The sequence below is a fragment of the Effusibacillus lacus genome (assembly GCF_002335525.1).
In the GTDB taxonomy this organism is placed as follows: domain Bacteria; phylum Bacillota; class Bacilli; order Tumebacillales; family Effusibacillaceae; genus Effusibacillus; species Effusibacillus lacus.
Genome location: NZ_BDUF01000076.1, coordinates 29,303 through 53,219, shown reverse-complemented (window position 1 = coordinate 53,219; position 23,917 = coordinate 29,303). Strand labels below are relative to the sequence as shown.

Genomic DNA, 23,917 nt, shown 5'->3' with positions numbered 1-23,917 from the left:
CTCTCTGGGCTCCTGTCACACATCGGTGGGGGAAGCATAGTATAGGGTACGTAGGCGCTGAACACATTGACCGGATTACGGAGGTTCGTATGAGCAGCAACGATTGGCAATCCATTTTTCACGGGCTTGACCTCGGCACGATTCTTTTTGATGAACCGCTCTCCAGACATACTACGTGGAAAATTGGCGGCCCTGCGGATGTGTTTGTTATTCCCACGAAAGTGGAACATCTTCAAGCATTGGCCAGAATATGTGCGGAGCACCATATTCCCTGGTATGTAATCGGCAGGGGATCCAATCTGCTGGTGCGTGACGGCGGGATGCGCGGAGTCGTTATCAAGCTGGCGGACAACTTTGCGGATCTGTCCGTTGATGGGTCTACCAACCAGTTGACTGCCCAAGCCGGCCGGTCTTATGTGTCAGCGGCAAATACTGCGATTCGCAACGGTCTGCAAGGGCTTGAATTTGCAACCGGTATTCCGGGAACAGTTGGCGGGGCTGTCATGATGAATGCCGGGGCGCATGGAGGAGAAACAAGAGAGGTGCTCCTCAGCGCCGAAATTGTAGAAGAGGATGGCTCCCTTGTAACTCTTCAAAATCATGATCTCCAGTTTGCTTACAGGTACAGCATTCTGAAAGATCATCCGCGGATCGTGGTTCGGGCAACCTTTCAACTGAGACCGGGAAATACGGAAGAAATGCAGGCGAAGGTTCGGAACTGGACCAAACGCAGGCAAACCACACAACCTCTGCAACTGCCCAACTGTGGATCCGTGTTTCGAAATCCGGAGGGAACCCATGCGGGCTTATTGATCGAACAGGCAGGCCTGAAGGGGACCCGTATCGGAGGTGCGCAAATCTCCGATCTGCACGCCAACTTTATTGTCAATATTGACAAAGCACAGGCTTCCGACGTTCTTGCGCTGATTGAGTTGGCGCAGACGACTGTCCGTAATCGTTACGGCGTTTCTCTCATCCCTGAAGTGCGAATCGTAGGAGAGGACTGACAACAAGGAGATCGTGGGGGTGATGAGGTGGAACGACTTGCCATTGAGGGTGGCAAACCTCTCATTGGTTCCGTTCGTGTGCATGGCGCAAAAAATGCAGCCCTGCCGATCCTGGCCGCCAGTGTGATGGCCAAGGGGGAAAGCGTGATTCATGATGTTCCGGATTTGCAAGATATACGTGTTATGGAAGAAATCTTGCGAAGCCTTGGCGCTCGTGTATTCAGAAGAGGCTCCACCGTTACGGTGGATCCGACTCCCATTCATTCAACCGAAGTTCCCGATGAATTAATGCGTCAAATGAGATCCTCCATATTCCTTATGGGGCCGCTTTTATCCCGTTTCGGATCGGTGCGGGTGTCAAAACCGGGAGGATGCACCATTGGGTCCAGACCGATCGACCTGCATACCAAAGGTTTGACTGCCATGGGGGCGGACATCCGGGAAAGTCACGGGTACCTGTTCTGCCAGGCAAACCGGTTGAAGGGAACCTCGATTTATTTAGACATCCCGAGTGTGGGCGCCACTGAAAACATCTTAATGGCAGCGTCTTTGGCAAACGGCACAACCATGATCGGAAATGCGGCCCGGGAACCTGAAATCGTGGATTTGGCCACCTACCTGAACAAGATGGGGGCCAAAATAACCGGTGCCGGGGAAGACACCATCTATGTGGAGGGCGTAGCGGAGCTGACTCCGACAGAACACACCATTATTCCTGACCGGATCGTGACAGGCACTTTGCTGGTCGCAGCCGCAGTCACAAACGGGAACATCCTGCTGGAAAACGTAAATCCCTCCCACCTAGGAGTTGTGCTTACCAAATTAAGGGAAACCGGTGTTGAAATCGAGTTGGGTCGTGATATAATGACTGTAAAATCTAGTAATCCTTTGACTGCCGTAGATAGAATCCAGACATCCTACTACCCGGGATTTCCGACCGACCTGCAAGCTCCCTTCATGGCCATGCTGACTGTCGCAAAAGGGACATCCATTGTTTCGGAGACTGTTTTCGAAGAAAGATTCAAACATGTCAGCGAACTTCGCCGGATGGGGGCGCGGATTAAAGTGGATCTTCGGACTGCATTCATCGAAGGAGTACCCGAGTTGACGGCAGCCAGTGTGGAAGCCACAGATTTACGCGCCGGCGCAGCATTGGTTATTGCGGGTTTGGCGGCTAACGGAACCACCTGCGTGGAGAACACGCACCATATTGATCGAGGGTATGAACGGATTGAAGATGTCCTGTCATCCCTTGGCGCAAGAATTCATCGCATCCAAGATTAAGAACACAAGCGGCGGCATATACAAGGATATGCCGCCTTTTTATGGGGGCATCTTATGGTTGCTGGACAGAAGCGCAAACCCAGATGGAAGGCTTTGACTCTCCTTTTTGTTTTTTTTGCGGGGGTCGGGGCAGCCGTTTTTTTTACATCTCCCTTGTCCAAAATTCGTTCCGTGCAAGTAATCGGCAACAGCCAGATTCCTGCCGACCAGATTGCAAGCGCAAGCGGAGTCATAGTGGGAATGAACTTCTGGGACGTTAAACCTGAGAATGTGGACAAGCAGGTTCGGGAGCAGTATCCGCTTATTGCCAAAGCGGACGTGGAAGTCAAGTTCCCCGGTCATGTGACGATTGCGGTTGCCGAGAAACCGGTTGCGGCAGTTCTGGTGCGGAACGGCGGCATGTTTTACAGGCTGCTGAGCGATGCGACTGTCTATGATGCAATCAAAAACACAAATGGGACAAACCTTCCCCTGATCATTGCACAGAATACGCTTGAAGTGGAACCGGGCAAACAAATCCCCGACCGGGACGTGCAAGAATTTTGCGAACAGCTTGTATCGGTTGATCGCAAGTTGTTGGAACATATATCCCATTTCGAAATCAGGAAAAAAGAAGACAAAAAGGAAAATCTCTGGTCCGCCTGGACGGTGGAAGGGTTTGAAATCCGCTTTCCGCCGGGCAATCTGGCCACAACTCTGGACGTTTATATGAAATTTTGGAAGAAAGAGTTAGAGGGAAAGCTTCCCGGAATCATATATATTTATAGTGAGGATGAAGCTTGGTACGACAGCAACAGGGGGGAGCAGCAGCCCAAAAAGGAGTGAGGAGCATTGTCTTCAAAAACAAGGCTGATACTGACGCTGACCATAATCTCCATAACCCTTGGTTTTATGATGGCAGTCCAATATAAACACACACAAACAGTCAACGAACAGGTAAGCTGGAACGTTTCAAACAGGGACGTGCTGGAAGCCAAGGAAAAATTGGTCGCCATTCAAAAGCAAAACAAAGAACTGGAAAACCACCTGAACGAGCTCAACAAGCAAATCTTGGCTCTGGAGCAGGAAGCTTCCAAATATGACACATCCGATATCCAGAATTCGCTTGAAAAAGCCAGGATCTTGGCAGGAACGTCCCCCGTCAAAGGGCCGGGAATCGTGCTTACGATTGATGACAGCAAAAGAGGGTCAAAGTCATCAGACCCCGTTACCCATGACACGGACGTAATGAGGCTCGTGAACGAAATTTTCCTGTCAGGGGCGGAAGCGGTAAGCGTTAACGGAGAAAGGATAGGGTCGGTTACAGGCATTATGTGCGTTGGGCCCACTGTGCGGATCAATGATCGCTTGCTGACACCCCCCTATAAGATTGAGGCGATCGGAGATCCTTCAACGCTTATCAAAGGACTGACTATGCAAGGCGGTATGCTGGATGAATTAAGGAGTATGGATCGATTATTGCAAATTCAAGGTCCGAAAGAAGTTGATCTGATCCGAATGAAAGGCTATTCCGGAGATCCGGAAAAGCTCTCTTCAAATCCGGCCCGACAGTAATGCGGGAAACAGATAAAGACGGAAACGGGGGGTGGAGTATGGGAAACAAAACTGTGAACAGATTCAAGTTCAGCCTTTTCGGTGTCAGTATTTTGCTGGGCGCCATGCTGACCATTCAGATGACTTCCGGCAAAGGAAAAGACTCCGACTTTGGCGGCGCCGACATCATACAGGTAAAAAACGCTTTGGCTTACGAAAGCAAGCACCAGCAACAATTGATGGACCAAATTTACAAGATGGAAAGAAAAATCCAGGAGTATCAAGCATCTCCCGGCGACAGGGAAAAAGTCCTTGAAAAGATGAAAGAGGAACTTGAGAAAGCCCGTATAGAAGCGGGGTTGACTTCATTGGAAGGAAACGGGATCCGGATTGAAATCAGAGAAAGCTCCATTTTTCCGGATTCAAGGGGCCCACACTCCAAAGAGTTTCATATTTTTGACCATGAACTTGTCTACCTGGTCAATATTCTGCAGGCGAATGGGGCCAAGGCTGTTGCGTTCAACAACCAAAGAATTGTCTCGTCCAGCGGCATCCGGGAAATCGGGATAACTCCCGGCGAGAACAATGTTATTTACCCCGGAGTCATGCAGGTGAATTTTAATGCCGTTAACTACCCGTACGTGATTGACGCAATTGGCAATATTGACAAAATGAAAGGCGCTCTGCTCACTTATCTGGGAAAAGAATTTTTCATTTCGAAAGGGAAAGAACTTGTGATTACGGAATACCGCGATCAGAAAAAACTGATCCTGCCCGCTTTCTCCGGGATTCCGGGCTATCGGTACGCAACTGAAGAAAAAGCGGAGGGAGCGGTCAAGCCATGATTTGGATTCCTATTGTCGGACTCGCTTTGGGTATCTTTTTGGGGTTGATGTTCAACATCGACATCCCTGTGCAATACAGCAGCTATATGTCAATTGCAATTCTGGCTGCGCTTGACACCGTCTTCGGCGGTATCCGTTCCAGTCTGGAACGGCACTTTGAATCTGAAGTTTTCATCACCGGTTTTTTCTCCAACATGTTGATGGCCGCCCTGCTGGCTTACATTGGAAATGAGCTGGGAGTGGACCTTTACCTGGCAGCCGTATTTGCTTTTGGCGTAAGACTGTTCAATAACCTTGCCACCATTCGCCGGTTGCTGCTGCAAAAAGCAAAGCCGACCAACACCAAGAATCTTTAAAACTGTAGGTTCGTCCGTCCGGACATCTCCACAGCCCCCGTAAAGGGGGCTTTTGCAGAAGGTTTTTTTCAAGAAAGTTGGAAAGAAAAAAAGGGATTCGACATAACGCGTTGAATCTTTATAGGGTAAGGTTGTTTTAGATGTTGGGGAGGTGCCACCGCTTGACTAAAGGCGATATCATCGTCAGCTTAGATATTGGAACATCCAAGGTACGTGCGATCATCGGTGAACTCAACGGATCGACCCTAAGCATCATAGGTGTTGGGTCTGCTGACGGTGAAGGAATACGCAAAGGTTCCATTGTTGACATAGATAAAACGGTTCAATCCATCCGTGAGGCGGTTGAACATGCGGAAAGAATGGTCGGTATCAAAATTGAGTCCGCATTCATCGGGATAACAGGGAATCATATTGCACTTCAGCCCAGTCATGGCGTTGTTGCGGTATCTTCTCCCGACAGGGAAATCGGAGACGAAGATGTAGACAGGGTGCTGCAGGCAGCGAAAGTGATTGCAGTTCCGCCTGAACGTGAAATTATCGGTGTTGTTCCCAAACAATTCATAGTTGACAGTCTTGATGAGATTACTGACCCCCGTGGTATGATCGGAGTTCGTCTCGAAGTAGAAGGCTCCATAATTACAGGCTCCCGCACGATTATTTCCAACTTGGTCCGTTGTGTTGAAAGAGCGGGCTTACACAATGCCGGTTTGGTTCTAATGCCCCTGGCAGCCAGTTCCATTGCGCTTTCCAATGACGAGAAGAAACTTGGAGTCGTGCTTGTGGATATCGGTGCGGGCCAAACCACCGTATCTGTCTTTGAGAACGGCGTTTTATCCGCATTGTCCGTATTGCCCATCGGCGGCGATCATGTGACCAACGATATTGCCATTGGCTTGAGGACTCAAACGGAAGTGGCTGAGACGGTCAAACTGCGATACGGCTACGCCATGGTTTCGGAAGCTTCCCCTGAGATTATGTTCAAGGTGTCGCGCATTGGAAGCAATGTGGACAAAGAATTTTCCCAGGCCGAACTGGCCAACATCATTGAGCCCCGAATGCAGGAGATATTCTCAATGGTAAGGCGGGAGGTCGAGAGGTTGGGATATGTGAAAGAGATTCCCAGCGGCTACGTACTGTCAGGAGGAGTTGCCTGCACACCGGCTGTGGACAAGCTGGCCGAATTTGAACTGGAAGCACCTGTAAGGGTTGCCATTCCCGAGTATCTGGGAGTGCGTGATTCTTCCTTTGTGAATGGCGTAGGCATCATTCAATATGCAATCAAAAATTATGTGCGCCGGTCGCACAATGCAAGCAACACTCCCGCGCACCGCAAGGCGGGTGGCTTTATTGAGCGGGTTAAAGGCTGGTTTAGCGAGTTTGTATAAGATTTTATGGTAGTGGCCTAAGGTTCGAATGATCGAGGAGGAAATGGTATGCTTGAATTTGATCTTGACATAGACGCACTGGCCCAGATAAAGGTCATCGGCTGCGGAGGCGGCGGTTGCAACGCGGTAAACCGGATGATCGAATCAGGGATCAAAGGAGTTGAATTCATTACTGTAAATACGGACGCACAAGCGCTAAACCTGTCCAAGGCCCATCAACGTTTGCAAATCGGCGAAAAATTGACCCGCGGACTGGGAGCGGGTGCAAATCCTGATATCGGGAAGAAAGCCGCCGAAGAAAGCCGGGAAGCTATTACAAACGCTCTGCGCGGAGCGGACATGGTTTTTGTCACCGCAGGCATGGGTGGCGGAACAGGCACGGGTGCCGCTCCTATCGTAGCGGAAATTGCCAAAGAATTGGGAGCTTTAACTGTCGGCGTTGTCACCAAGCCGTTCACGTTTGAAGGTCGCCGTCGCATGCAGCAGGCGGAACAGGGGATTGCCAACCTTAAGGAGAAGGTCGACACCTTGATCGTAATTCCGAATGATCGGCTGCTCGAAATTGTTGACAAGAACACGCCAATGGTGGAAGCGTTCCGCGAAGCGGACAATGTGCTTCGTCAAGGTGTTTCCGGCATCTCGGATCTGATTGCCGTTCCGGGATTGATTAACGTGGATTTTGCAGACGTAAAGACCATCATGACCGAGCGGGGATCTGCCCTAATGGGGATTGGTGTGGCAAAAGGCGAGAATCGTGCAACGGAAGCGGCAAAAAGCGCCATCATGTCGCCGCTCTTGGAAACTTCCATTGAAGGTGCACGGGGTGTCCTTATGCATATTGCAGGCGGCAGCAACCTGTCCCTGTTTGAGGTGAACGAAGCAGCCGATATCGTATCGACTGCTGCGGATCCGGAAGTCAACATGATCTTTGGCGCCGTCATCAATGAGAATCTCTCTGACGAAGTGATTGTAACCGTGATTGCAACCGGATTTGAGCATAAAGAGCGTCCACCGGCACCAAGACCTCAGAAAACTTCGGATCTGCGTCCGTTCCATAATGCGGGGACTTCTCTGGACAGTCTTGATGTTCCGGCATTCCTCCGGCGCAATACCGATAAATAATGAAACAGATTTCTCCGTACCAGCGACTTATTTTTAGAACGGATTACAGCGTAACCGCGACAAATGTTTGGAACCCATTACACGGTAACCGTACCAAGTAGAAAGTTTATGCTGAATAGGGGCTATTCTGAAAGTAGATGTTACTTTTGGACTAGCCCCTTTTTATAATAGTACTCTCAGGTAACAGGTGGCAGGTTTTCGGTTTTACAGAATAAGTGTTTAGCAACTATCATTGGCGGACAACTATGCAGGCGGACCACTATCCTAGGCGAATAAACATTTTCAGGCATCTATGTAAGATTTAATACCGCCATTTTCTCAGATAGCGCACTTTTGCGCACTCATTCGGCATTTTTAACTCTAATCTCTTCTTTTGGATGGTGAAACAATGGCACCCAGTGTTGCTATTTCAAGCGATCCCCCTTCAACAAGCCGATTAACGGTATCCAGTGCCGCTATTTCAAGCGATTTCCCTTCAATAAGGCGATTTACGGCACCTAGTGCCGCTATTTCAAGCGATGCCCCTTCAATGATCAGATTAACGGCACTTGGTGCCGTTAAGCAACCTCGGTTGACTCGATAACGGCACTTGGTGCCGCTAAGCAACCTCGGTTGACTCGATAACGGCACTTGGTGCCGTTAAGCAACCTCGGTTGACTCGATAACGGCACCTGATGCCGCTAAACACCCTCGGCTGACTCAATAACGGCACTTGGTGCCGCTAAACACCCTCGGCTGACTCGATAACGGCACTTGGTGCCGCTAAACACCCTCGGCTGACTCGATAACGGCACTTGGTGCCGCTAAACACCCTCGGCTGACTCAATAACGGCACTTGATGCCGCTAAACACCCTCGGTTGACACAGTAACGGCACCTGATGCCGCTAAGCAACGTCGGTAGGCAGCCGAGATAACGGCACCTGATGCCGCTAAACACCCTCGGCTGACTCGATAACGGCACTTGGTGCCGCTAAACACCCTCGGTTGACGAGGTAATGGCACCTGATGCCGCTAAACACCCTCGGCTGACTCAATAACGGCACTTGGTGCCGCTAAACACCCTCGGCTGACTCGATAACGGCACCTGTTGCCGCTAAACAACCTCGACTTATAGGCGTCAGTAGCCCCGGTCTGGTAGCGGAAAGTCGAAACTTTTCCCGATTCTATCGTCAAGTTGCGACAAAATTTGTAATAGATATGTACTATACTAGGGGCATCGACATGTACGGGAGTTGAACCCGTAGGCATGTGCTGTATTGCGGGAGTTGAAACCGCATGTATGTGCTTTATATTGATGTGGTTTGGATTGTGAATTTTCTAATGGACGCGGTGATTCTATCCTTTGCTGCCTGGATGGCCAACCGCAGGGTGAGGGTCTGGCGGATTGTTGCCGGTTCTGCATTGGGCGCATGTTATGCGCTGTTCCTATTCGTGCCGGAAGTGTCACAGCCTGCAATGAGCTTGGCAGCCAAGTTCCTGTTTTCCTGCCTGATGGTTTTGATTGCATACCGCCCCCGTCATGTAATCGGGTTCCTGCGGGATTTGGGGCTGTTTTACCTGGCTTCCTTTGTAGTCGGGGGAGCTGTATTTGCCCTGAACTACATGATTTCGGACACGCGCGTATTGGGGGGTATGGTGCTGATTTCGGGCGCTGCCCTTTGGAATTTAAACATCGGATTTCTTACCCTTATGCTGTCTGCCTTGACTCTTTATCTGATAGGTAAGGCCGTATGGCAAAGAATAGAGAAACAGCGAAACAGAGAAGCCCATTTGTGCCGGGTACGGATTGAGGTTGACGGAATCCGGACAGAGATGACCGGACTCATTGATACGGGGAATGCTTTGACGGACCCGATTTCAGGCCTGCCGGTTGCCGTAGTGGAATGGCAAGCGCTGGTTTCCGTTTTGCCATTCTCTTTGCAGGAAGTATACAAGGCGAACCGGGACGCCACCTTGGCCTTGGGAGATTCCCCACTGGAACCTCGCTGGCAATCCCGGTTGCAGATCGTTCCTTACCGGGGTGTGGGGGGGGCCGTCGGAATGTTGCTCGGTTTTCGACCGTGCGAATTCGTCATTCTCTCCGAAACTGGAAGCCTGCAGCCGGTGAAACTGATAGTTGCGGTCAATCCGAAACCACTATCAACCGATCAGACATACCAGGCGATATTGCCTCCGGCGTGCATGTCCGAAACCGATTCGTCATTGGCTTCTTAGCGGTGGGAACATACTGGAGAATCTAAAAGGACTTATCTTTTTTTATTGGGGAAAGGGGAGTGCCACTTCATGATCATGCCGTACAAGTTTCGGCTGCAGCTTCGTTTGCTCTACTTGCGAATCCTGTTTAAACTTGGAAAACAAGTCGAAGAAATATTCTATGTAGGTGGCAGTGAAGCTCTCCCTCCTCCGTTGTCGCGGGAAGAGGAAGAATTCTTGCTGGGCAAGCTGCCGACGGGAGACGAAGCGGTCAGAGCGGTTCTGATTGAGAGAAACCTCCGGTTGGTGGTTTATATCGCACGAAAGTTTGAAAACACGGGCATCAACATTGAGGATCTGGTGTCCATCGGGACGATCGGACTGATCAAAGCGGTCAACACCTTTGACCCTGAGAAAAAGATCAAGCTGGCTACATACGCTTCCCGTTGCATCGAGAACGAAATCCTGATGTTTTTGCGCCGCAACAATAAAATTCGTTCGGAAGTCTCCTTTGACGAACCGCTTAATGTGGACTGGGACGGAAACGAACTCCTCCTGTCCGACGTGTTGGGGACTGAGAATGACACGATCTACCGCAACATCGAGGAGCAAGTGGACCGTAAGCTTCTCTACAAGGCCCTCGACAAGCTGTCGGATCGGGAAAGAAGGATCATGGAACTTCGGTTTGGCCTGGCGGACGGAAAAGAGATGACACAGAAAGATGTAGCCGACCTGCTCGGTATTTCCCAATCCTATATTTCACGTCTGGAGAAGCGCATTATCAAACGGCTTCGGAAAGAGTTCAGCAAAATGCTGTAATTTCCAAGGGTGCATATTTCTTCCCTCCGAGGAAATACTGTTGACGAAATCCTGCGGCGGATGTGTCAACAGGGAGGGAATGGCATGAAGCGAAATAAAGTCGAGATTTGCGGAGTTAACACAGCTGAGCTTCCTGTTTTAACAAATACGGAAATGAGAAAACTGTTTGTGGAATTGCAACAAGGGGATTTGTCCGCCCGGGAGAAACTGGTTAACGGGAATTTGCGGCTGGTGCTTTCCGTTATTCAACGCTTTAACAATCGCGGGGAGTATGTGGATGACCTGTTTCAGGTAGGCTGTATCGGATTGATGAAGGCGATTGACAATTTTGACCTAAGCCAGAACGTAAAGTTCTCCACCTACGCGGTGCCGATGATCATTGGCGAAATTCGCCGGTATCTCCGGGACAACAATCCCATCCGTGTAAGCAGAAGCCTTCGCGATATTGCTTACAAAGCCCTGCAGGTTCGCGATCAGCTGACCAACAAGAATCTGAGGGAACCTTCCATTATGGAAATCTCCGAGGCGATGGAAATACCGAAAGAAGACGTGGTATTTGCGTTGGACGCCATCCAGGATCCGGTATCCCTGTTTGAGCCGATTTATCATGACGGGGGAGACCCGATTTATGTAATGGACCAGATCAGCGATGAGAAAAATCAGGATTCGCAATGGGTGGAGGAAATCGCTATCGTGGAAGCGCTGCAGAAGTTGAATGAGCGGGAGAAGCGCATCTTGTCCATGCGGTTCTTTGAAGGAAAGACCCAAATGGAAGTCGCTGAAGAGATAGGGATCTCACAGGCACAAGTATCGAGATTGGAAAAAGCGGCCATCAGCCACATGCAAAAGTACATACGACCCTAAAAGTTGGGGAGCAGGACCAGCTGGAAGTCGCGTGATTGCGACTTTTTCTTTTTGTCCTTGCATAGGATGATAGTGGGGTCAAATTCTATCGCCGAGGGGAAGGAAATGATCAAAGTATCGGAACTGCAATCGAAAGATGTGGTGAGCATCACGGATGGCAAACGTCTGGGGATGATAGGCGATCTGGACATCGATTTGGAGAACGGGATGATCCGGGCCATCGTGGTTCCCAGTACAGGCCGATTTTTCGGGCTTTTCGGTTCGTCGCAGGACTATGTCATCCCCTGGAATCAAATCGTAAAGATCGGAGCGGATGTGGTACTGGTGGAACTCAATCCGTCCAGCCAATCCTTCTCTCCACCTTCCTTTTCACCCCGTTCCGGTGGAAGTTCGGATCATTACGGAGGCAATTCGGGCGGATATTAAACGGATTGCAAGATGCGCTTCTTAGGGGCGCTCTCCCAGGATCTACGCCCTTTGCGGGTATCGCGGGTCTGTGATACGATGCAAAAAGAACGGATGAGAGGAGATACCGATGCTGGAACCGCATGTATTGATTGCTGACAATATCAACAGAACCGGAATTGCAAAAGCGGTTTTCACAACCCGGCAGGGTGGCGTTTCAACCGGTGAGTGGGCAGGCCTGAATCTGGGCCTGCATGTGGGGGATCTGCCGGAGTCTGTTATCAAAAATCGGGAACTCGTTTCGCAAATATTGGGTGTTCAGTTGAGTCAATGGGTTTGCGGTGAACAGGTTCATGGCAAACAAGTTGCCGTGGTCGGCAAAGAGCATGTCAGCCGGGGCGCTTTTGTCTATACGGATGCAATTCCGGGGACCGATGCGTTGGTCACCAATCAACCGGGGGTCGTGCTTTCCACGTTTGCGGCCGATTGTGTCCCGATTTTGCTATTGGACCCGGTGCAAAAAGCGGCGGCTTCCATTCACGCCGGCTGGAAAGGAACCAAGAGTCAAATAGCCAAAGAAACGGTTCGCGTTATGCAGGAAGCGTTCGGTTGCGATCCGGCAAATCTGGTGGCTGCCATTGGACCGGGCATTGACGATTGTTGTTATGAAGTGGACGATAAAGTATACGATCCGTTTGTCAACGAATATCCCCGGGGTGCTGCCTTCTTTAAGGCCAATTCCAACGGGAGATGGCAACTGTCGCTTCCTCTGGCCAATCGGCAGATTCTTCTGGAAGCGGGGCTCAGACCGGAGCATGTGGAACGTTTCGGCGGTTGCACCGCATGTGACATAGATACCTATTTCTCTCATCGTGCGGAACGGGGAGCAACAGGACGGCTTGCAGGTCTGGTTGTCCTGTTGTGACAGGCAGGAAAATAGGAAATCAGGAAGAATATATTTCCATTAGGGACAAGCAGTGGTGATAACCGATGGATTACAAAGACAGGCTGACTTCCATACAAAACAGGATTGCACAGGCTTGCGGCAGGTCCGGGCGCAGGCCTGAAGAAGTGACGGTTGTCGCGGTGACCAAATATATCGGCATTCAAGAGACGCGAGCGCTTCTGGCGACAGGTATCCAAGATCTTGGGGAGAACCGGATCCAGGTTGCTCTGCCAAAAGTCAAGGAAATCAAAGACAGCGCAAGATGGCATTTTATCGGCAGTTTGCAGACCAACAAGGTGAAGGACGTTCTGCCCCATTTTCACCTGATCCATTCATTGGACCGCTTGTCATTGGCCAAAGAAATGCAGAAACAAGCGGAGAAACTGGATTGTACCGCATCCTGCCTGATTCAGGTCAACATCTCAGGCGAACAGACTAAGAGCGGATTGGCACCGGATGAGGTTCCTTCTTTTCTGAAGGAAATAGCCGGGATGGATCGAGTTCAGGTACAAGGTCTGATGACAATGGCTCCCATAACCGATGATCCGGAAGAGGCCAGGCCGGTGTTTCGCGGCTTGCGCGAATTACGTGACCAGTTGAGACCGGAATACCCCGATATCAGCCATCTGTCCATGGGCATGTCCGGCGACTTTGAGGTGGCGGTTGAAGAGGGGGCCACTCTGGTCCGGTTGGGAAGCGTATTGGTAAAACCATAAATACGGGGGTATCATCATGTGGAATAAGATGATGCAGTTTCTCGGGTTGATGGACGAAACGGCAAATACGGACAAAAGGCAGGACAAAACGCAGGAAATGGAAAGTGCTTCCGATGTGATTTCCATGCAGCGGAAAGCGGCTGTAGTCAGTTTGCACACACAAAAGCAGGTCCGTCTGATGCTTTGTGAACCTCAATCATTCGAGGAGGCGCAAATGATCGCAGACCATCTTCGGGCTCGCCGCACTGTCGTGCTGAATCTTCACAAGGCGCAATTTGACCATGCACTCCGTATCATTGACTTTCTGTCGGGAACCATTTATGCTCTGGGTGGGCGAATGGAAAAAATCGGCCATCAAATCTTCTTGTGTGCTCCCGATAATGTGGATGTACAGGGGGCTATAAGCGACCTTCTCAACAATAAACCGGAACTCAGTCAAATGGTCTCCAAAAGTCAAATGAGGTGAAAAAATGTCGGAATATGAGCTTTCAAGGCTGATTGACACTGCCTTTCGAGTATATGAATTTATTCTGATCGCCCGGGTGTTGATGTCATGGGTTCCTGATATGGAACGTACCAGTCTGGGCCAATTTTTGTACAAGATTACAGAACCTTACCTGAAGTATTTCAGACGGTTTATCCCTCCATTGGGTCCGATTGACATTTCCCCGATCGTTGCGATCTTTACGTTGATCCTGATCCAAGCAGGTCTGGAAACTGTGCTGAGAAGCATCTTGTAAGGCAAGTGTCAGGGAGGGACTCATGAGTGACAATTGGCTGATGCATTATCGACCGGAAGAAAAGCCTTTCGTTCAGCGGATGATTGAGCTGGTCCACCGGGCCTCCTCCCGGCATTCACCGGTATTGACCCCTTTCCTGGATCCTCGTCAGGTTCGAATCGCCGAGAACATCGCCCGTACAGTGGGCGGTGTTGTTGTTTTTGCAGACGGCGGATGGGAGGGAGCGGAAAGAAAGCGAGTCTTGTTGGCACCCGACTATTGGACTCCGGAACCATCTGAATTTGAACTGGACTGGATGCGCCTTGAGATACCGGGTGAATATTTGACATTGAAGCACGGGGACTATCTGGGGGCATTAACCGGTTTGGGACTGAAACGGGAAAAGATTGGGGATTTGTCCGTGATGGAAGATGGCTGTGATTTGGTGGCGGCCGCCGATGTGGCAGACTATATTCGATTGCATCTTAACAAAGCCGGGCGAGCGTCTGTACTGGTCCGTCAAATAAGCCGTGAAGAGTACCGCCGACCGGTGATTCATTTTTCCGAGCGGGAATTTACTGTCATGTCCCTGCGGGTAGATGCGGTAACGGCTGAAGGGTTCCAGTTGGCTCGCGGCAAAATTCTGGACCCCATCAAGAGCGGCAAGCTGCAGTTGAATTGGCAAACGGTAACGGACCCATCCCTGCAAGTCGAGGAAGGGGATGTCATTTCCTTAAGAGGTATGGGCAGGCTTAAAATCATGGAAATCGGCGGGCTGACCAAGAAAGGGCGAACCCTTGTCAGAATTGGGAAATATCTGTGAGTTGCGTGCAGGAATAAGACTCATTTTGTCGAAATAAAGGACAGGATGTACTTGTTCAATTCAAATGGAGGTGCCTCTTGCATGCCCTTGACTCCCATGGATATTCACAACAAGGAATTTTCCCGTGCCCTTCGCGGTTATAACCAGGATGAAGTTAACGAATTTCTTGATCATGTAATAAAAGATTACGAATCCCTGATTCGTGAAAAGAAGAACCTCGAAGAGCAGGTCTCCCAGTTGAAGGAACGCTTGGCTCATTTTGAGAATATCGAGGACAGCTTGAGCAAATCGATCGTTGTGGCACAGGAAACGGCGGAAGAAGTCAAGGCCAATGCCCGGAAAGAGGCTCAATTGATTGTGAAGGAAGCGGAGAAGAACGCAGATCGAATCGTTAACGAAGCGTTGCTGCGTTCCCGAGAAATCTCATTGGAACTGGAGAATATGCAAAAGCAGGCCTCGATCTACAGGGCCCGGTTCCGTGCCTTGATTCAAGCCCAGCTTGAAATGCTGGAAACCAACGATTGGGACAAGCTGGTTGAAGAATAACGAACTCGTTTGACAGCGCATCAACCCTTTGCATATAATAGAATCCGATTAAAATTTGCTTGGCAAAAAACGATGATCGGGACAAGTACCAGCTGGATGCTTTGCAGCGAACCGGGATTGGTGAGAGCCGGGAAAGCGGAAAGTCAGGGAATATCACCCGTAAGTAGCTTGCTGAAAACCGCTGGCCATTCCTTATGTTTGGCTGCTGCGGGCAGTAGGATAAGCCGGTTCGTGCCCGTTACCGCACCTAAAGTGGCCTGTGCCCTGTTTTTCCGGGGTCCCCATTAAGTACCCGGCGTTTCTGCAACGCTTCACTTCACTTAGCACCCGTCCGGGTATAAGTGGACAACTAAACGGTAAACCGTTAAGTTGCCACTAATGGGGTTAGGCAATGTGGGTGGTACCGCGAAAGTAAGCCTTTCGTCCCTGTTTGGGGCGAAGGGTTTTTTTGATTTGATCCAGGATTGCAAGAATAAGGGGGAATCCAGATGGCAACTGATTACAGCAAAACATTGAATTTGCCAGAAACGGAGTTTCCCATGCGCGGCAATCTGCCGCAGCGGGAACCCGAGATCCAGAAACGTTGGGAAGAAATGGGACTTTACAAAAAGGTGCAGGAGGCCCGGGAGGGAAAGCCCATGTTTGTCCTGCATGACGGCCCTCCATATGCCAACGGAGATATTCACCTCGGACATGCGGTCAACAAAATTCTGAAGGACATGATCGTCAAATCGAAAACGATGGAAGGATACAACGCACCCTACGTACCCGGTTGGGACACACATGGCCTTCCCATCGAGCAGGCGATTATCAAGAACAAGAAGATTAACCGGCACGAAATCCCGGTTCCCCAGTTCCGGCAAATGTGCCATGACTATGCATGGGACTACATTGACCGCCAGCGTGCCCAGTTCAAACGGTTGGGCGTTCGGGGTGACTGGGACAATCCTTACATCACATTGCTTCCTGCTTATGAAGCGGCACAAATCCGAGTATTTGGGGAAATGGCAGCCAAAGGGCTGATCTACAAGGGAATGAAACCGGTCTATTGGTGTCCCAACTGCGAAACTGCACTGGCGGAAGCCGAAATCGAATATGCGGACAAAAAATCGCCCTCCATTTATGTGAAATTCCCGGTAACGGATGGGAAAGGAAGGCTGCCGGAAGGCTCCTTCATCGTGATCTGGACCACAACTCCCTGGACCATTCCGGCCAACGTGGCGATTGCCGTTCATCCGGAGATTGAATATGTCCTGGCTGAGGTAAACGGTGAGAAACTGGTCGTCGCAAAAGAACTGCTGGGGTCTGTCACCAAAGCGGCAGGCTTTGGGGCAGAAGCGAAAGTGGAGGCATCCTTCAAGGGTTCCGATCTGGAACTTGTGGAAGCCAAACACCCGCTTTTCGATCGAAAGTCTTTAGTGGTACTTGGTGACCATGTAACTTTGGATGCCGGTACGGGCTGCGTGCATACGGCTCCGGGCCACGGAATGGAAGACTTCCTGGTAGGGGGGCAGTATGGACTGCCGGTACTGGTTCCCATTGACGACCACGGGAAATTTACAAAAGAAGCGGGTCCTTTTGCGGGTCAATTCTATGCGAAAGCAAACCCTGCCATTACGGAAGCGCTGAAGGAAGCGGGAAACCTGCTGCACGAGTCGGAGATGAACCACTCTTACCCCCATTGCTGGCGCTGCAAGAATCCGGTCATCTACCGGGCGACTGAGCAGTGGTTCGGGTCCATTGACAAGATTCGTGACGAATTGCTGGAACAGATCAAGCAGGTAAAATGGAATCCGTCCTGGGGGGAAGTCCGTCTGCACAACATGGTGGCAGAAAGGCAGGACTGGTGCATCTCCCGGCAACGGGTATGGGGTGTGCCGATCCCGATTTTCTATTGTACGGACTGCAACAAGGAACTGATTACCAAAGTCACGATTGAACATGTGGCCAGCCTGTTTGCGAAGCATGGCTCGCAAGTTTGGTTCGAGCGGGAAGCGGCCGATCTGTTGCCTCAGGGAACCGTCTGTGAATGCGGCAACGGTGCATTCCGCAAAGAGACGGACATCATGGATGTATGGTTTGATTCCGGCTCTTCCCATATTGCGGTCTGTGAAGGCCGGGAAGATCTGCAGTGGCCTGCTGATCTTTACCTGGAAGGTTCCGACCAGTACCGCGGCTGGTTCAATTCTTCGCTGACAACGGCGGTGGCGGTGAAGGGCGGCGCCCCCTACAAGGAAGTTCTTTCGCATGGATTCGTGCTTGATGGGGAAGGCCGGAAAATGTCCAAGAGTCTGGGGAATGTGGTCGATCCGCTCAAGGTGCTGGAAAACCTGGGCGCCGACATCCTGCGCCTGTGGGTGGCATCGGTGGATTACCGTTCAGATGTGCGGGTGTCCGACGCAATCCTGAAGCAGGTGGCGGAAGTATACCGGAAAATCCGCAACACATTCCGTTATTTGCTTGGAAACGTAAATGATTTTGACCCGGTGCGCAATACGGTCCCGTTGGATCAGATGCTGGAAATTGACCGCTGGGCCCTGCATAAGATGGAAGCATTGAAAGAACGGACCATGAAGGCCTATCGGAACTATGACTTCCATGTGGTGTTCCATGACATCAACAACTTCTGCACCGTTGACATGTCCGCTTTCTACTTTGACGTGCTGAAAGACCGAGTATATACAAGTGCGCCTGATTCACTGGAACGACGTTCTGCTCAAACCGCCATGTATCATATTCTGGTGGAATTGGTGAAGTTGGCAGCGCCCATCCTTACCCACACCGCCGACGAAGTATGGCAATACGTCCCGGGCGCGGCGGGAGCAAGCGTTCAGCTGGAACAGTGGAGTCCCGTCAGGACAGATTTCCTGAACCCGGAGCTGGATAAAAAGTGGGAAAAGATCCTTGACCTTCGTGACGAAGTGCTGAAGGCACTGGAAGTTGCACGTCAGGAGAAAGTAATCGGAAAATCCCTGATGGCGGCCGTTGACCTGTATCCGGAGACTTCGGAAGCACTGGTGACTCTGCAGGGCACACCGCGTTTAAAGGAAGTGTTGGGCGTATCGGAAGTCCATCTCTTCCAACCCGGGGCTCCGATTCCACAGGATGCGGCTGCCTATACGGGGCTCTCCATTCGTGTGCGGGTAGCGGAAGGGGAAACTTGTGAACGATGCCGCATTGTGACACCGGAAGTCGGGAAAACGGAAGAGCATCCCACGTTATGTCCTGCTTGCGTGGAGAATGTGAAATTCTTCCTGTAGGAAATGAGAAAAAACCCTTTCACGAGGTTTTTCGTGAAAGGGTTTTTTATATGCGGGTGACGACAAGGAGAGTGATGCCTGCCAAGATGAGGGTGAAGAACACAGGGCTGTAGGGCGTGAGGGTATCGAATTGAAAGATCATTTTTGTCAAGAAGCCTGCAATTATCGCGATAGAGCCGAGCCAGATGAGAATGGAACCTACAGAACGTACCATATGCCGTTTCATGGCAGGAGTTTTTCCCTCCTTTTGGTTACCTTAATACAATACATGATACAAGATATTTCGTCCAATAGAAGATGGAAATAAAGGCATTTCTCTGAACATTTTCGTAACGGCAGCCGCATACATGAGGTATGTCAAAGGTTACAATACCTCAAGGGGGTTGCGGCGGATGAATGAGAAAAAGGATTTGGCAACCGTAAAGGAGCATCTCGAGCGGCTGGCCATGCACCTTGAAAGGGCCCAGTTGGCCGAGTATGTCCAGTTGTTGAACCGACCGCTTCGCCTGATCACTGTCAATTTCATAAGCGGTGTGGCCAGAGGAGTCGGCACGGGGCTTGGCTTTACCGTGATTCTGGCTGTGCTGCTCCTGATTTTGCAGGAACTTGCAGATCGGAAACTTCCATTGATTGGACGCTATTTGGCCGAGATCGTGCGCATTGTAAGGGCGCAATTGGATACGCCGCACATTCCCTGATTACTTTCCGGAGGACGCGGGAACAATTGAAAGTAGCACCCGATGTTGCAGAAGGGGGTCTCCAGGTGAACCTGACAAGCGAACAGTTATTGGAACTGCGCAACCGCTTGGAAGAGGAAATGACCGACATACGCGACGCGCTGGACAGGAATGACCGCTTTGGAATCCCAAATTCCATGGTCGACCAGCTTGGTGAATTGTCCATGTACGATAACCACCCGGCCGATATCGGGGACGAGTTGTATGAACGGGGCAAAGATTTGGCCCTGCGGGATGCTGAATCCATTCGCTTGGCGCGAATTGACGAAGCGTTGGAACGCATGGAGGATGGTACCTACGGAACCTGCGCCCATTGTGGACAAGAGATACCGTTTGAACGGTTGCAGGCGGAACCTGCAGCCGAATTTTGCGTCAGATGCCAGGAAGATGCGGAAGAACACGAGATCGAAGAGAATCGTCCTGTTGAGGAAAACTTTGAGTACCCCGGTTATGGCCGTGTATTTAACGATAACAACCGGCATGAGCAGGTTCCGTATGACGGTGAGGACGCCTGGCAGGATGTTGAACGGTATGGTACTTCCAACTCGGCTGTCGACTTTGAAGACGGGACAGACCCGGAACTGCTTTACATCGACAGTGAAGAAAGAAGGGGTTATGTCGAGGATCTGGAAGGTTATCTGACAGCCGACCTGCATGGCAATCCGACGGGGTTTACGCGAAACGAAGCCTATCGGAGAAATGCCCGGGACTATATGGACGAATTGAACTGGATGGGTCTCGAGTCGGATGACATGTTGAACGAAAGTTCGGAGAACAACTGGGACCGTTTTGACGAAGACCGAAGGGAATAGGGGGGTGTCCCCCTTATTTTTTTTCTTGACAATCGACCAGATTTTTGTAGACTATATTTAGATATTTTTCTAAATATCTAAAGAGGGGATCCAAATGAATGAAACATTCAAAGCCTTGTCCGATCCGACACGACGGAAAATCATCCGACTGCTGCGGGAACGGGACATGACAGCGGGGGAGATCGCCGACCAGTTCAATATGACGAAACCGAGCATTTCCCATCATCTGAATTCTTTAAAACAAGCCCGTCTGGTGTTGGATGAACGGAGAGGACAAAACATCGTGTATTCTCTGAACTCGACAGTGGTGCAGGAAGTCATAGGGTGGTTTCTGGAAATTACCGGAACTGCTGCAGAAAAGGGGGAGAAGAAAGGTGCACATGAAAAGTAAGTGGGGATGGATCGATGTTGTCTTACTCTTTTGAAGCCAATGCTGGCCCTGTAGAAGTGATTTTGCTATCTGGTAGATGTAGCTTCCATAGACAGCGTAAATTATAATTTGGAGTGTGGAGATGAGCTGCATTGCAAAATTGGTTATACATAGGACTTATGGTATTGGCAGGTGTCATGATAGGATTCCAGTCGCCTATTAATACTGCACTTTCAAAAAAAGTGGGGATAATGGAATCCTCCTTCATTTCCTTTACGGTTGGGGTGTTGACTCTGGCTGTAGTAGCAACAATCTGGGGGAAAGGAAACATCAAAGAAGTCATCCATGTACCCTGGTGGCAGTGGTTAGGAGGATTCCTGGGCGCCATATATGTGACTTCCATAATCGTTGCGGTACCGCAGGTAGGAGTAACAACAGTAATGGTGGCAGCGTTAGCAGGACAACTGACAATTGCTCTCTTAATCGACCAATTCGGATGGTTTGGATTAGCCCCTCGTCCTATCGATTGGCAAAGAGTATTGGGTGTCTTCCTATTATTCGTTGCTACTTGGCTGATATACAGCAAAAGATAAGCTTTGGAATGCCTTCGGAATCTTGCTCTCCTATTCCGATCTTCTTACATAGGTTTTATCCCTATATTATACTTAGGGACATAGGAGGCGAATCTCGTGAGTGAGGATCTTCTGGATCAAATCTACGAGGCAGTCTGTACAAACGACCCGAGATTTGATGGGTATGCTAATTCGTGCTATAGCCGAATCAATAGGCTTTCGCAGTGTGTCACATTTTTCGACTACCTTTCAGAAAATTACAGGACACACCCCATCAGCCTTTAGACAAAGTGCAGGTGAAACAATCCATGCGTCAACAGAATGAGCACATCTACTGGGAGTATTTACCCTACAACGACTGGGTCTTTACAGTTGCAGTTACAGAAAAGGGACTCTGTCGGATTCTTCAACCGAACGAACCATTTGAAGTGTTGGAAAAATGGGCCCAACGTCATCTGAAAAATCCGATGTTACAAAGGGACGAGATACATACTGCCCCCTATATTGAACAACTCAAGGAATATCTTTCTGGCGAAAGGAAGTCCTTTGACCTTTCCCTGGACCTTCGGGGTACCCCTTTTCAACAACAGGTATGGAAATCCCTTCTGCGAATTCCCTATGGAGCTACTCGAAGTTACTCGGATATTGCAACAGAAATTCAGTGCCCAAAAGCAGTAAGAGCAGTCGGAGCGTCCAACGGAGCCAATCCGGTTCCGATTGTAGTGCCGTGCCACCGGGTTATTGGCAAGAGCGGGTTCCTGACAGGCTATCGTGGCGGTCTCCAGGTGAAAGAGGAATTGCTCCTGATTGAAGGCGTTACTGCTTTCAGGACTAGGTGAGAGGTTGGGGGTTAGTCACCCCCTCCTGCTCGATTGTTGATTCACCAAATCCAGAACAAAAGATTTCAACCTGTTCAACTTCAACTCGGCTCCTGCATGGCTCTTGTCGACGGCGCTGAAATAGAACTTGATCTTCGGCTCGGTGCCGGATGGGCGAATGGCTACCCAGCTGCCATCCTCCAACACATACTTCAAGACGTTGGATTTGGGCAGACCTTCAATTCCAAGCGCGTAGTCTTTTGTCGCCTGTACGGACAATTCGCCGATCTTTGTCAGCGGTTTCCGCCGCAGTTCATCCATCATCCGGGTGATCTTCTCCGATCCCTGTTTGCCTTTGAAGGTGAAGGAAGAAAGATCTTCCAGGTAGTACCCGTATGTTTCGTAAATCTTTAAGAGAACATCATACAGGGTCTGACCCTTCGTCTTGTAAAAAGCGGCCATCTCGCAGGCCATCATGGCTGCCTGAATGGCGTCTTTGTCCCGTACGAAATCCCCGATCAAATACCCGTAACTTTCTTCGTATCCAAACAGGAACTGATACTGCCCCGTTTGTTCATACTCGTTAATCTTTTCCCCGATAAACTTGAAACCGGTCAATGTATCAACGGTCGCGACATTATAGGCAGAGGCAATGGCCCGTCCAAGTTCGGACGTAACGATCGTTTTGAGCATCACTCCGTTGGACGGAAGTTTGCCAGTTGCCTTTCGCTGCTCAAGAATGTATTGAAGCAGCAGGGCGCCTGTCTGATTCCCATTTAGAGTGACGTATTCTCCGGCGGTGTTCTTGGTCACAAGACCCACACGGTCCGCGTCAGGATCGGTTCCCAACACAATGTCCGCATTCACTTCCCGCGCCAACTTCAGGGCCAGCTCAAACGCCTGCCGTTCTTCCGGATTGGGGGAGGAAACGGTGGAGAAGTTCGGATCCGGCAATTCCTGTTCCCGCACGACATGAACATTGGCGAATCCGAGTTCCCGAAGCACCTTTCGGACCGGTTGGTTGCCCGTGCCGTGCAACGGAGTGAACACGATGTGGAAGTCATTTGCCGCCTGCTTCACTGCTTCCGGCCGCAGTGACAGTGACAATAAGCGGCTGGTGTACTCCCGGTCAATTTCCTCGCCAAGCAGCTCAATCAGACCTTTGGTGATGCCTTCGTCTATGTTCATGGAAACAATCCGCAATTCGTCATCAATGTTGTTGATTTCATTCAGGATTTGATCGGCAGCCGCCGGAGGGATCTGCCCTCCGTCTTCCCCGTAAACCTTATAGCCGTTATATTCCGGGGGATTGTGGCTGGCGGTAATTACAATCCCGGCTGCCGCCCGCAAATGGCGGAGGGCAAAAGAAAGCATGGGGGTAGGACGCAGTTCCCGGAACAGATAAGCCTTTATTCCGTTCTGTGCCAGTACGCCTGCCGCTTCTGCGGCGAATTCCGGTGACAGATGGCGCGAATCGTACGCAATGACCACCCCTTTCTGTTTGGCACCGGCTGCATTTTTCAACAGATGGCGAGCAAGTCCCTCGGTGGCCCGGCGAACGGTGTAGATGTTCATGCGGTTGGTGCCTGCCCCAATAATTCCGCGCAAACCTCCGGTTCCAAATTCAAGATGACGATAAAACCGGTCTTCAATTTCAGTCTCATCGGTCAGACTCCCCAATTCCCGATAAATGGTTGGTTCCAACTGCGCATGCTGCTTCCAGCGCTGAAATGCGAGACGATAGTCGTTCAACTCTTTCTACACTCCCGTTCTATGCAAAATCA

26 protein-coding genes are annotated in these 23,917 nt (G+C 50.4%); 25 read left to right on the top strand and 1 reads right to left on the bottom strand.

Features of this window, described 5'->3' with window-relative positions:
- Positions 1–89: 89 nt before the first annotated feature.
- The 25 genes from murB to EFBL_RS13975 all read left to right on the top strand — a co-directional run bounded on the left by murB (position 90) and on the right by EFBL_RS13975 (position 22,154).
- Positions 90–1,007 carry a UDP-N-acetylmuramate dehydrogenase gene (murB, locus tag EFBL_RS14100; protein ID WP_096182733.1) on the top strand — a complete coding sequence of 306 codons (918 nt, stop codon included), beginning with the start codon at positions 90–92 and terminating at the stop codon, positions 1,005–1,007.
- A gap of 27 nt (positions 1,008–1,034) precedes the next feature.
- Complete coding sequence (gene murA, locus EFBL_RS14095) at positions 1,035–2,291, top strand: UDP-N-acetylglucosamine 1-carboxyvinyltransferase (RefSeq protein WP_096182732.1); 1,257 nt, start codon at positions 1,035–1,037, stop codon at positions 2,289–2,291.
- A gap of 54 nt (positions 2,292–2,345) precedes the next feature.
- Positions 2,346–3,116: a cell division protein FtsQ/DivIB gene (locus tag EFBL_RS14090; RefSeq protein WP_096182731.1), complete on the top strand. Its 771-nt coding sequence runs from the start codon at positions 2,346–2,348 to the stop codon at positions 3,114–3,116.
- Between the two features lie 6 nt (positions 3,117–3,122).
- Positions 3,123–3,845 carry a DUF881 domain-containing protein gene (locus EFBL_RS14085; protein ID WP_096182730.1) on the top strand — a complete coding sequence of 241 codons (723 nt, stop codon included), beginning with the start codon at positions 3,123–3,125 and terminating at the stop codon, positions 3,843–3,845.
- Positions 3,846–3,883: 38 nt separating this feature from the next.
- On the top strand, positions 3,884–4,669 hold the full coding sequence (locus EFBL_RS14080) for a DUF881 domain-containing protein (protein WP_165912492.1): 786 nt from the start codon (positions 3,884–3,886) through the stop codon (positions 4,667–4,669).
- Positions 4,666–5,025, top strand: coding sequence for a small basic family protein (locus EFBL_RS14075; protein ID WP_096182728.1), 360 nt, complete (start codon positions 4,666–4,668; stop codon positions 5,023–5,025). Before EFBL_RS14080 ends, EFBL_RS14075 begins: the two co-directional genes overlap by 4 nt.
- Positions 5,026–5,186: 161 nt before the next feature.
- Positions 5,187–6,410 carry a cell division protein FtsA gene (ftsA, locus tag EFBL_RS14070; RefSeq protein ID WP_096182727.1) on the top strand — a complete coding sequence of 408 codons (1,224 nt, stop codon included), beginning with the start codon at positions 5,187–5,189 and terminating at the stop codon, positions 6,408–6,410.
- Positions 6,411–6,458: 48 nt separating this feature from the next.
- The gene (gene ftsZ, locus EFBL_RS14065; protein WP_096182726.1) at positions 6,459–7,532 is read left to right on the top strand and encodes a cell division protein FtsZ; all 1,074 of its coding nucleotides are present in this window, start codon (positions 6,459–6,461) and stop codon (positions 7,530–7,532) included.
- Between the two features lie 1,276 nt (positions 7,533–8,808).
- On the top strand, positions 8,809–9,747 hold the full coding sequence (gene spoIIGA, locus EFBL_RS14060) for a sigma-E processing peptidase SpoIIGA (RefSeq protein WP_096182725.1): 939 nt from the start codon (positions 8,809–8,811) through the stop codon (positions 9,745–9,747).
- A 75-nt stretch (positions 9,748–9,822) separates the two neighbouring features.
- Entirely contained in the window at positions 9,823–10,545 is a 723-nt protein-coding gene (gene sigE, locus EFBL_RS14055; protein WP_096182793.1) for an RNA polymerase sporulation sigma factor SigE, read from the top strand.
- A gap of 84 nt (positions 10,546–10,629) precedes the next feature.
- Complete coding sequence (sigG, locus tag EFBL_RS14050; protein ID WP_096182724.1) at positions 10,630–11,409, top strand: RNA polymerase sporulation sigma factor SigG; 780 nt, start codon at positions 10,630–10,632, stop codon at positions 11,407–11,409.
- Between the two features lie 105 nt (positions 11,410–11,514).
- Positions 11,515–11,835, top strand: coding sequence for a YlmC/YmxH family sporulation protein (locus EFBL_RS14045; protein WP_096182723.1), 321 nt, complete (start codon positions 11,515–11,517; stop codon positions 11,833–11,835).
- A gap of 109 nt (positions 11,836–11,944) precedes the next feature.
- Complete coding sequence (gene pgeF / locus EFBL_RS14040) at positions 11,945–12,739, top strand: peptidoglycan editing factor PgeF (protein WP_096182722.1); 795 nt, start codon at positions 11,945–11,947, stop codon at positions 12,737–12,739.
- A gap of 65 nt (positions 12,740–12,804) precedes the next feature.
- Complete coding sequence (locus EFBL_RS14035) at positions 12,805–13,476, top strand: YggS family pyridoxal phosphate-dependent enzyme (protein ID WP_096182721.1); 672 nt, start codon at positions 12,805–12,807, stop codon at positions 13,474–13,476.
- Between the two features lie 16 nt (positions 13,477–13,492).
- Positions 13,493–13,942, top strand: coding sequence for a cell division protein SepF (locus EFBL_RS14030; RefSeq protein ID WP_341769632.1), 450 nt, complete (start codon positions 13,493–13,495; stop codon positions 13,940–13,942).
- A 4-nt stretch (positions 13,943–13,946) separates the two neighbouring features.
- A complete protein-coding gene (locus tag EFBL_RS14025) occupies positions 13,947–14,216 on the top strand; it encodes a YggT family protein (RefSeq protein ID WP_096182719.1) in 270 nt (89 codons plus the stop codon).
- Between the two features lie 22 nt (positions 14,217–14,238).
- Positions 14,239–15,018 carry a YlmH family RNA-binding protein gene (locus EFBL_RS14020; RefSeq protein WP_096182718.1) on the top strand — a complete coding sequence of 260 codons (780 nt, stop codon included), beginning with the start codon at positions 14,239–14,241 and terminating at the stop codon, positions 15,016–15,018.
- Positions 15,019–15,099: 81 nt separating this feature from the next.
- Entirely contained in the window at positions 15,100–15,564 is a 465-nt protein-coding gene (locus tag EFBL_RS14015) for a DivIVA domain-containing protein (RefSeq protein ID WP_096182717.1), read from the top strand.
- 488 nt (positions 15,565–16,052) lie between these two features.
- Positions 16,053–18,824, top strand: a complete 2,772-nt coding sequence (gene ileS, locus EFBL_RS14010; protein ID WP_096182716.1) for an isoleucine--tRNA ligase — start codon at positions 16,053–16,055, stop codon at positions 18,822–18,824.
- A 392-nt stretch (positions 18,825–19,216) separates the two neighbouring features.
- A complete protein-coding gene (locus EFBL_RS14000; protein WP_096182714.1) occupies positions 19,217–19,522 on the top strand; it encodes a DUF5665 domain-containing protein in 306 nt (101 codons plus the stop codon).
- A gap of 65 nt (positions 19,523–19,587) precedes the next feature.
- Positions 19,588–20,373: a TraR/DksA C4-type zinc finger protein gene (locus EFBL_RS13995; protein ID WP_096182713.1), complete on the top strand. Its 786-nt coding sequence runs from the start codon at positions 19,588–19,590 to the stop codon at positions 20,371–20,373.
- Between the two features lie 94 nt (positions 20,374–20,467).
- Positions 20,468–20,764: an autorepressor SdpR family transcription factor gene (locus EFBL_RS13990; RefSeq protein WP_096182712.1), complete on the top strand. Its 297-nt coding sequence runs from the start codon at positions 20,468–20,470 to the stop codon at positions 20,762–20,764.
- A gap of 131 nt (positions 20,765–20,895) precedes the next feature.
- Entirely contained in the window at positions 20,896–21,336 is a 441-nt protein-coding gene (locus EFBL_RS13985; protein WP_096182711.1) for a DMT family transporter, read from the top strand.
- A gap of 157 nt (positions 21,337–21,493) precedes the next feature.
- Positions 21,494–21,640 (top strand): AraC family transcriptional regulator, encoded by a 147-nt coding sequence (locus EFBL_RS21920; RefSeq protein ID WP_369690105.1) that lies wholly within the window; start codon positions 21,494–21,496, stop codon positions 21,638–21,640.
- A complete protein-coding gene (locus EFBL_RS13975; RefSeq protein WP_096182709.1) occupies positions 21,624–22,154 on the top strand; it encodes a methylated-DNA--[protein]-cysteine S-methyltransferase in 531 nt (176 codons plus the stop codon). Before EFBL_RS21920 ends, EFBL_RS13975 begins: the two co-directional genes overlap by 17 nt.
- A 15-nt stretch (positions 22,155–22,169) precedes the next feature.
- Here EFBL_RS13975 and EFBL_RS13970 read toward each other — a convergent pair whose 3' ends face one another.
- Positions 22,170–23,885 carry a phospho-sugar mutase gene (locus tag EFBL_RS13970; RefSeq protein ID WP_096182708.1) on the bottom strand — a complete coding sequence of 572 codons (1,716 nt, stop codon included), beginning with the start codon at positions 23,883–23,885 and terminating at the stop codon, positions 22,170–22,172.
- Positions 23,886–23,917 lie beyond the last annotated feature (32 nt).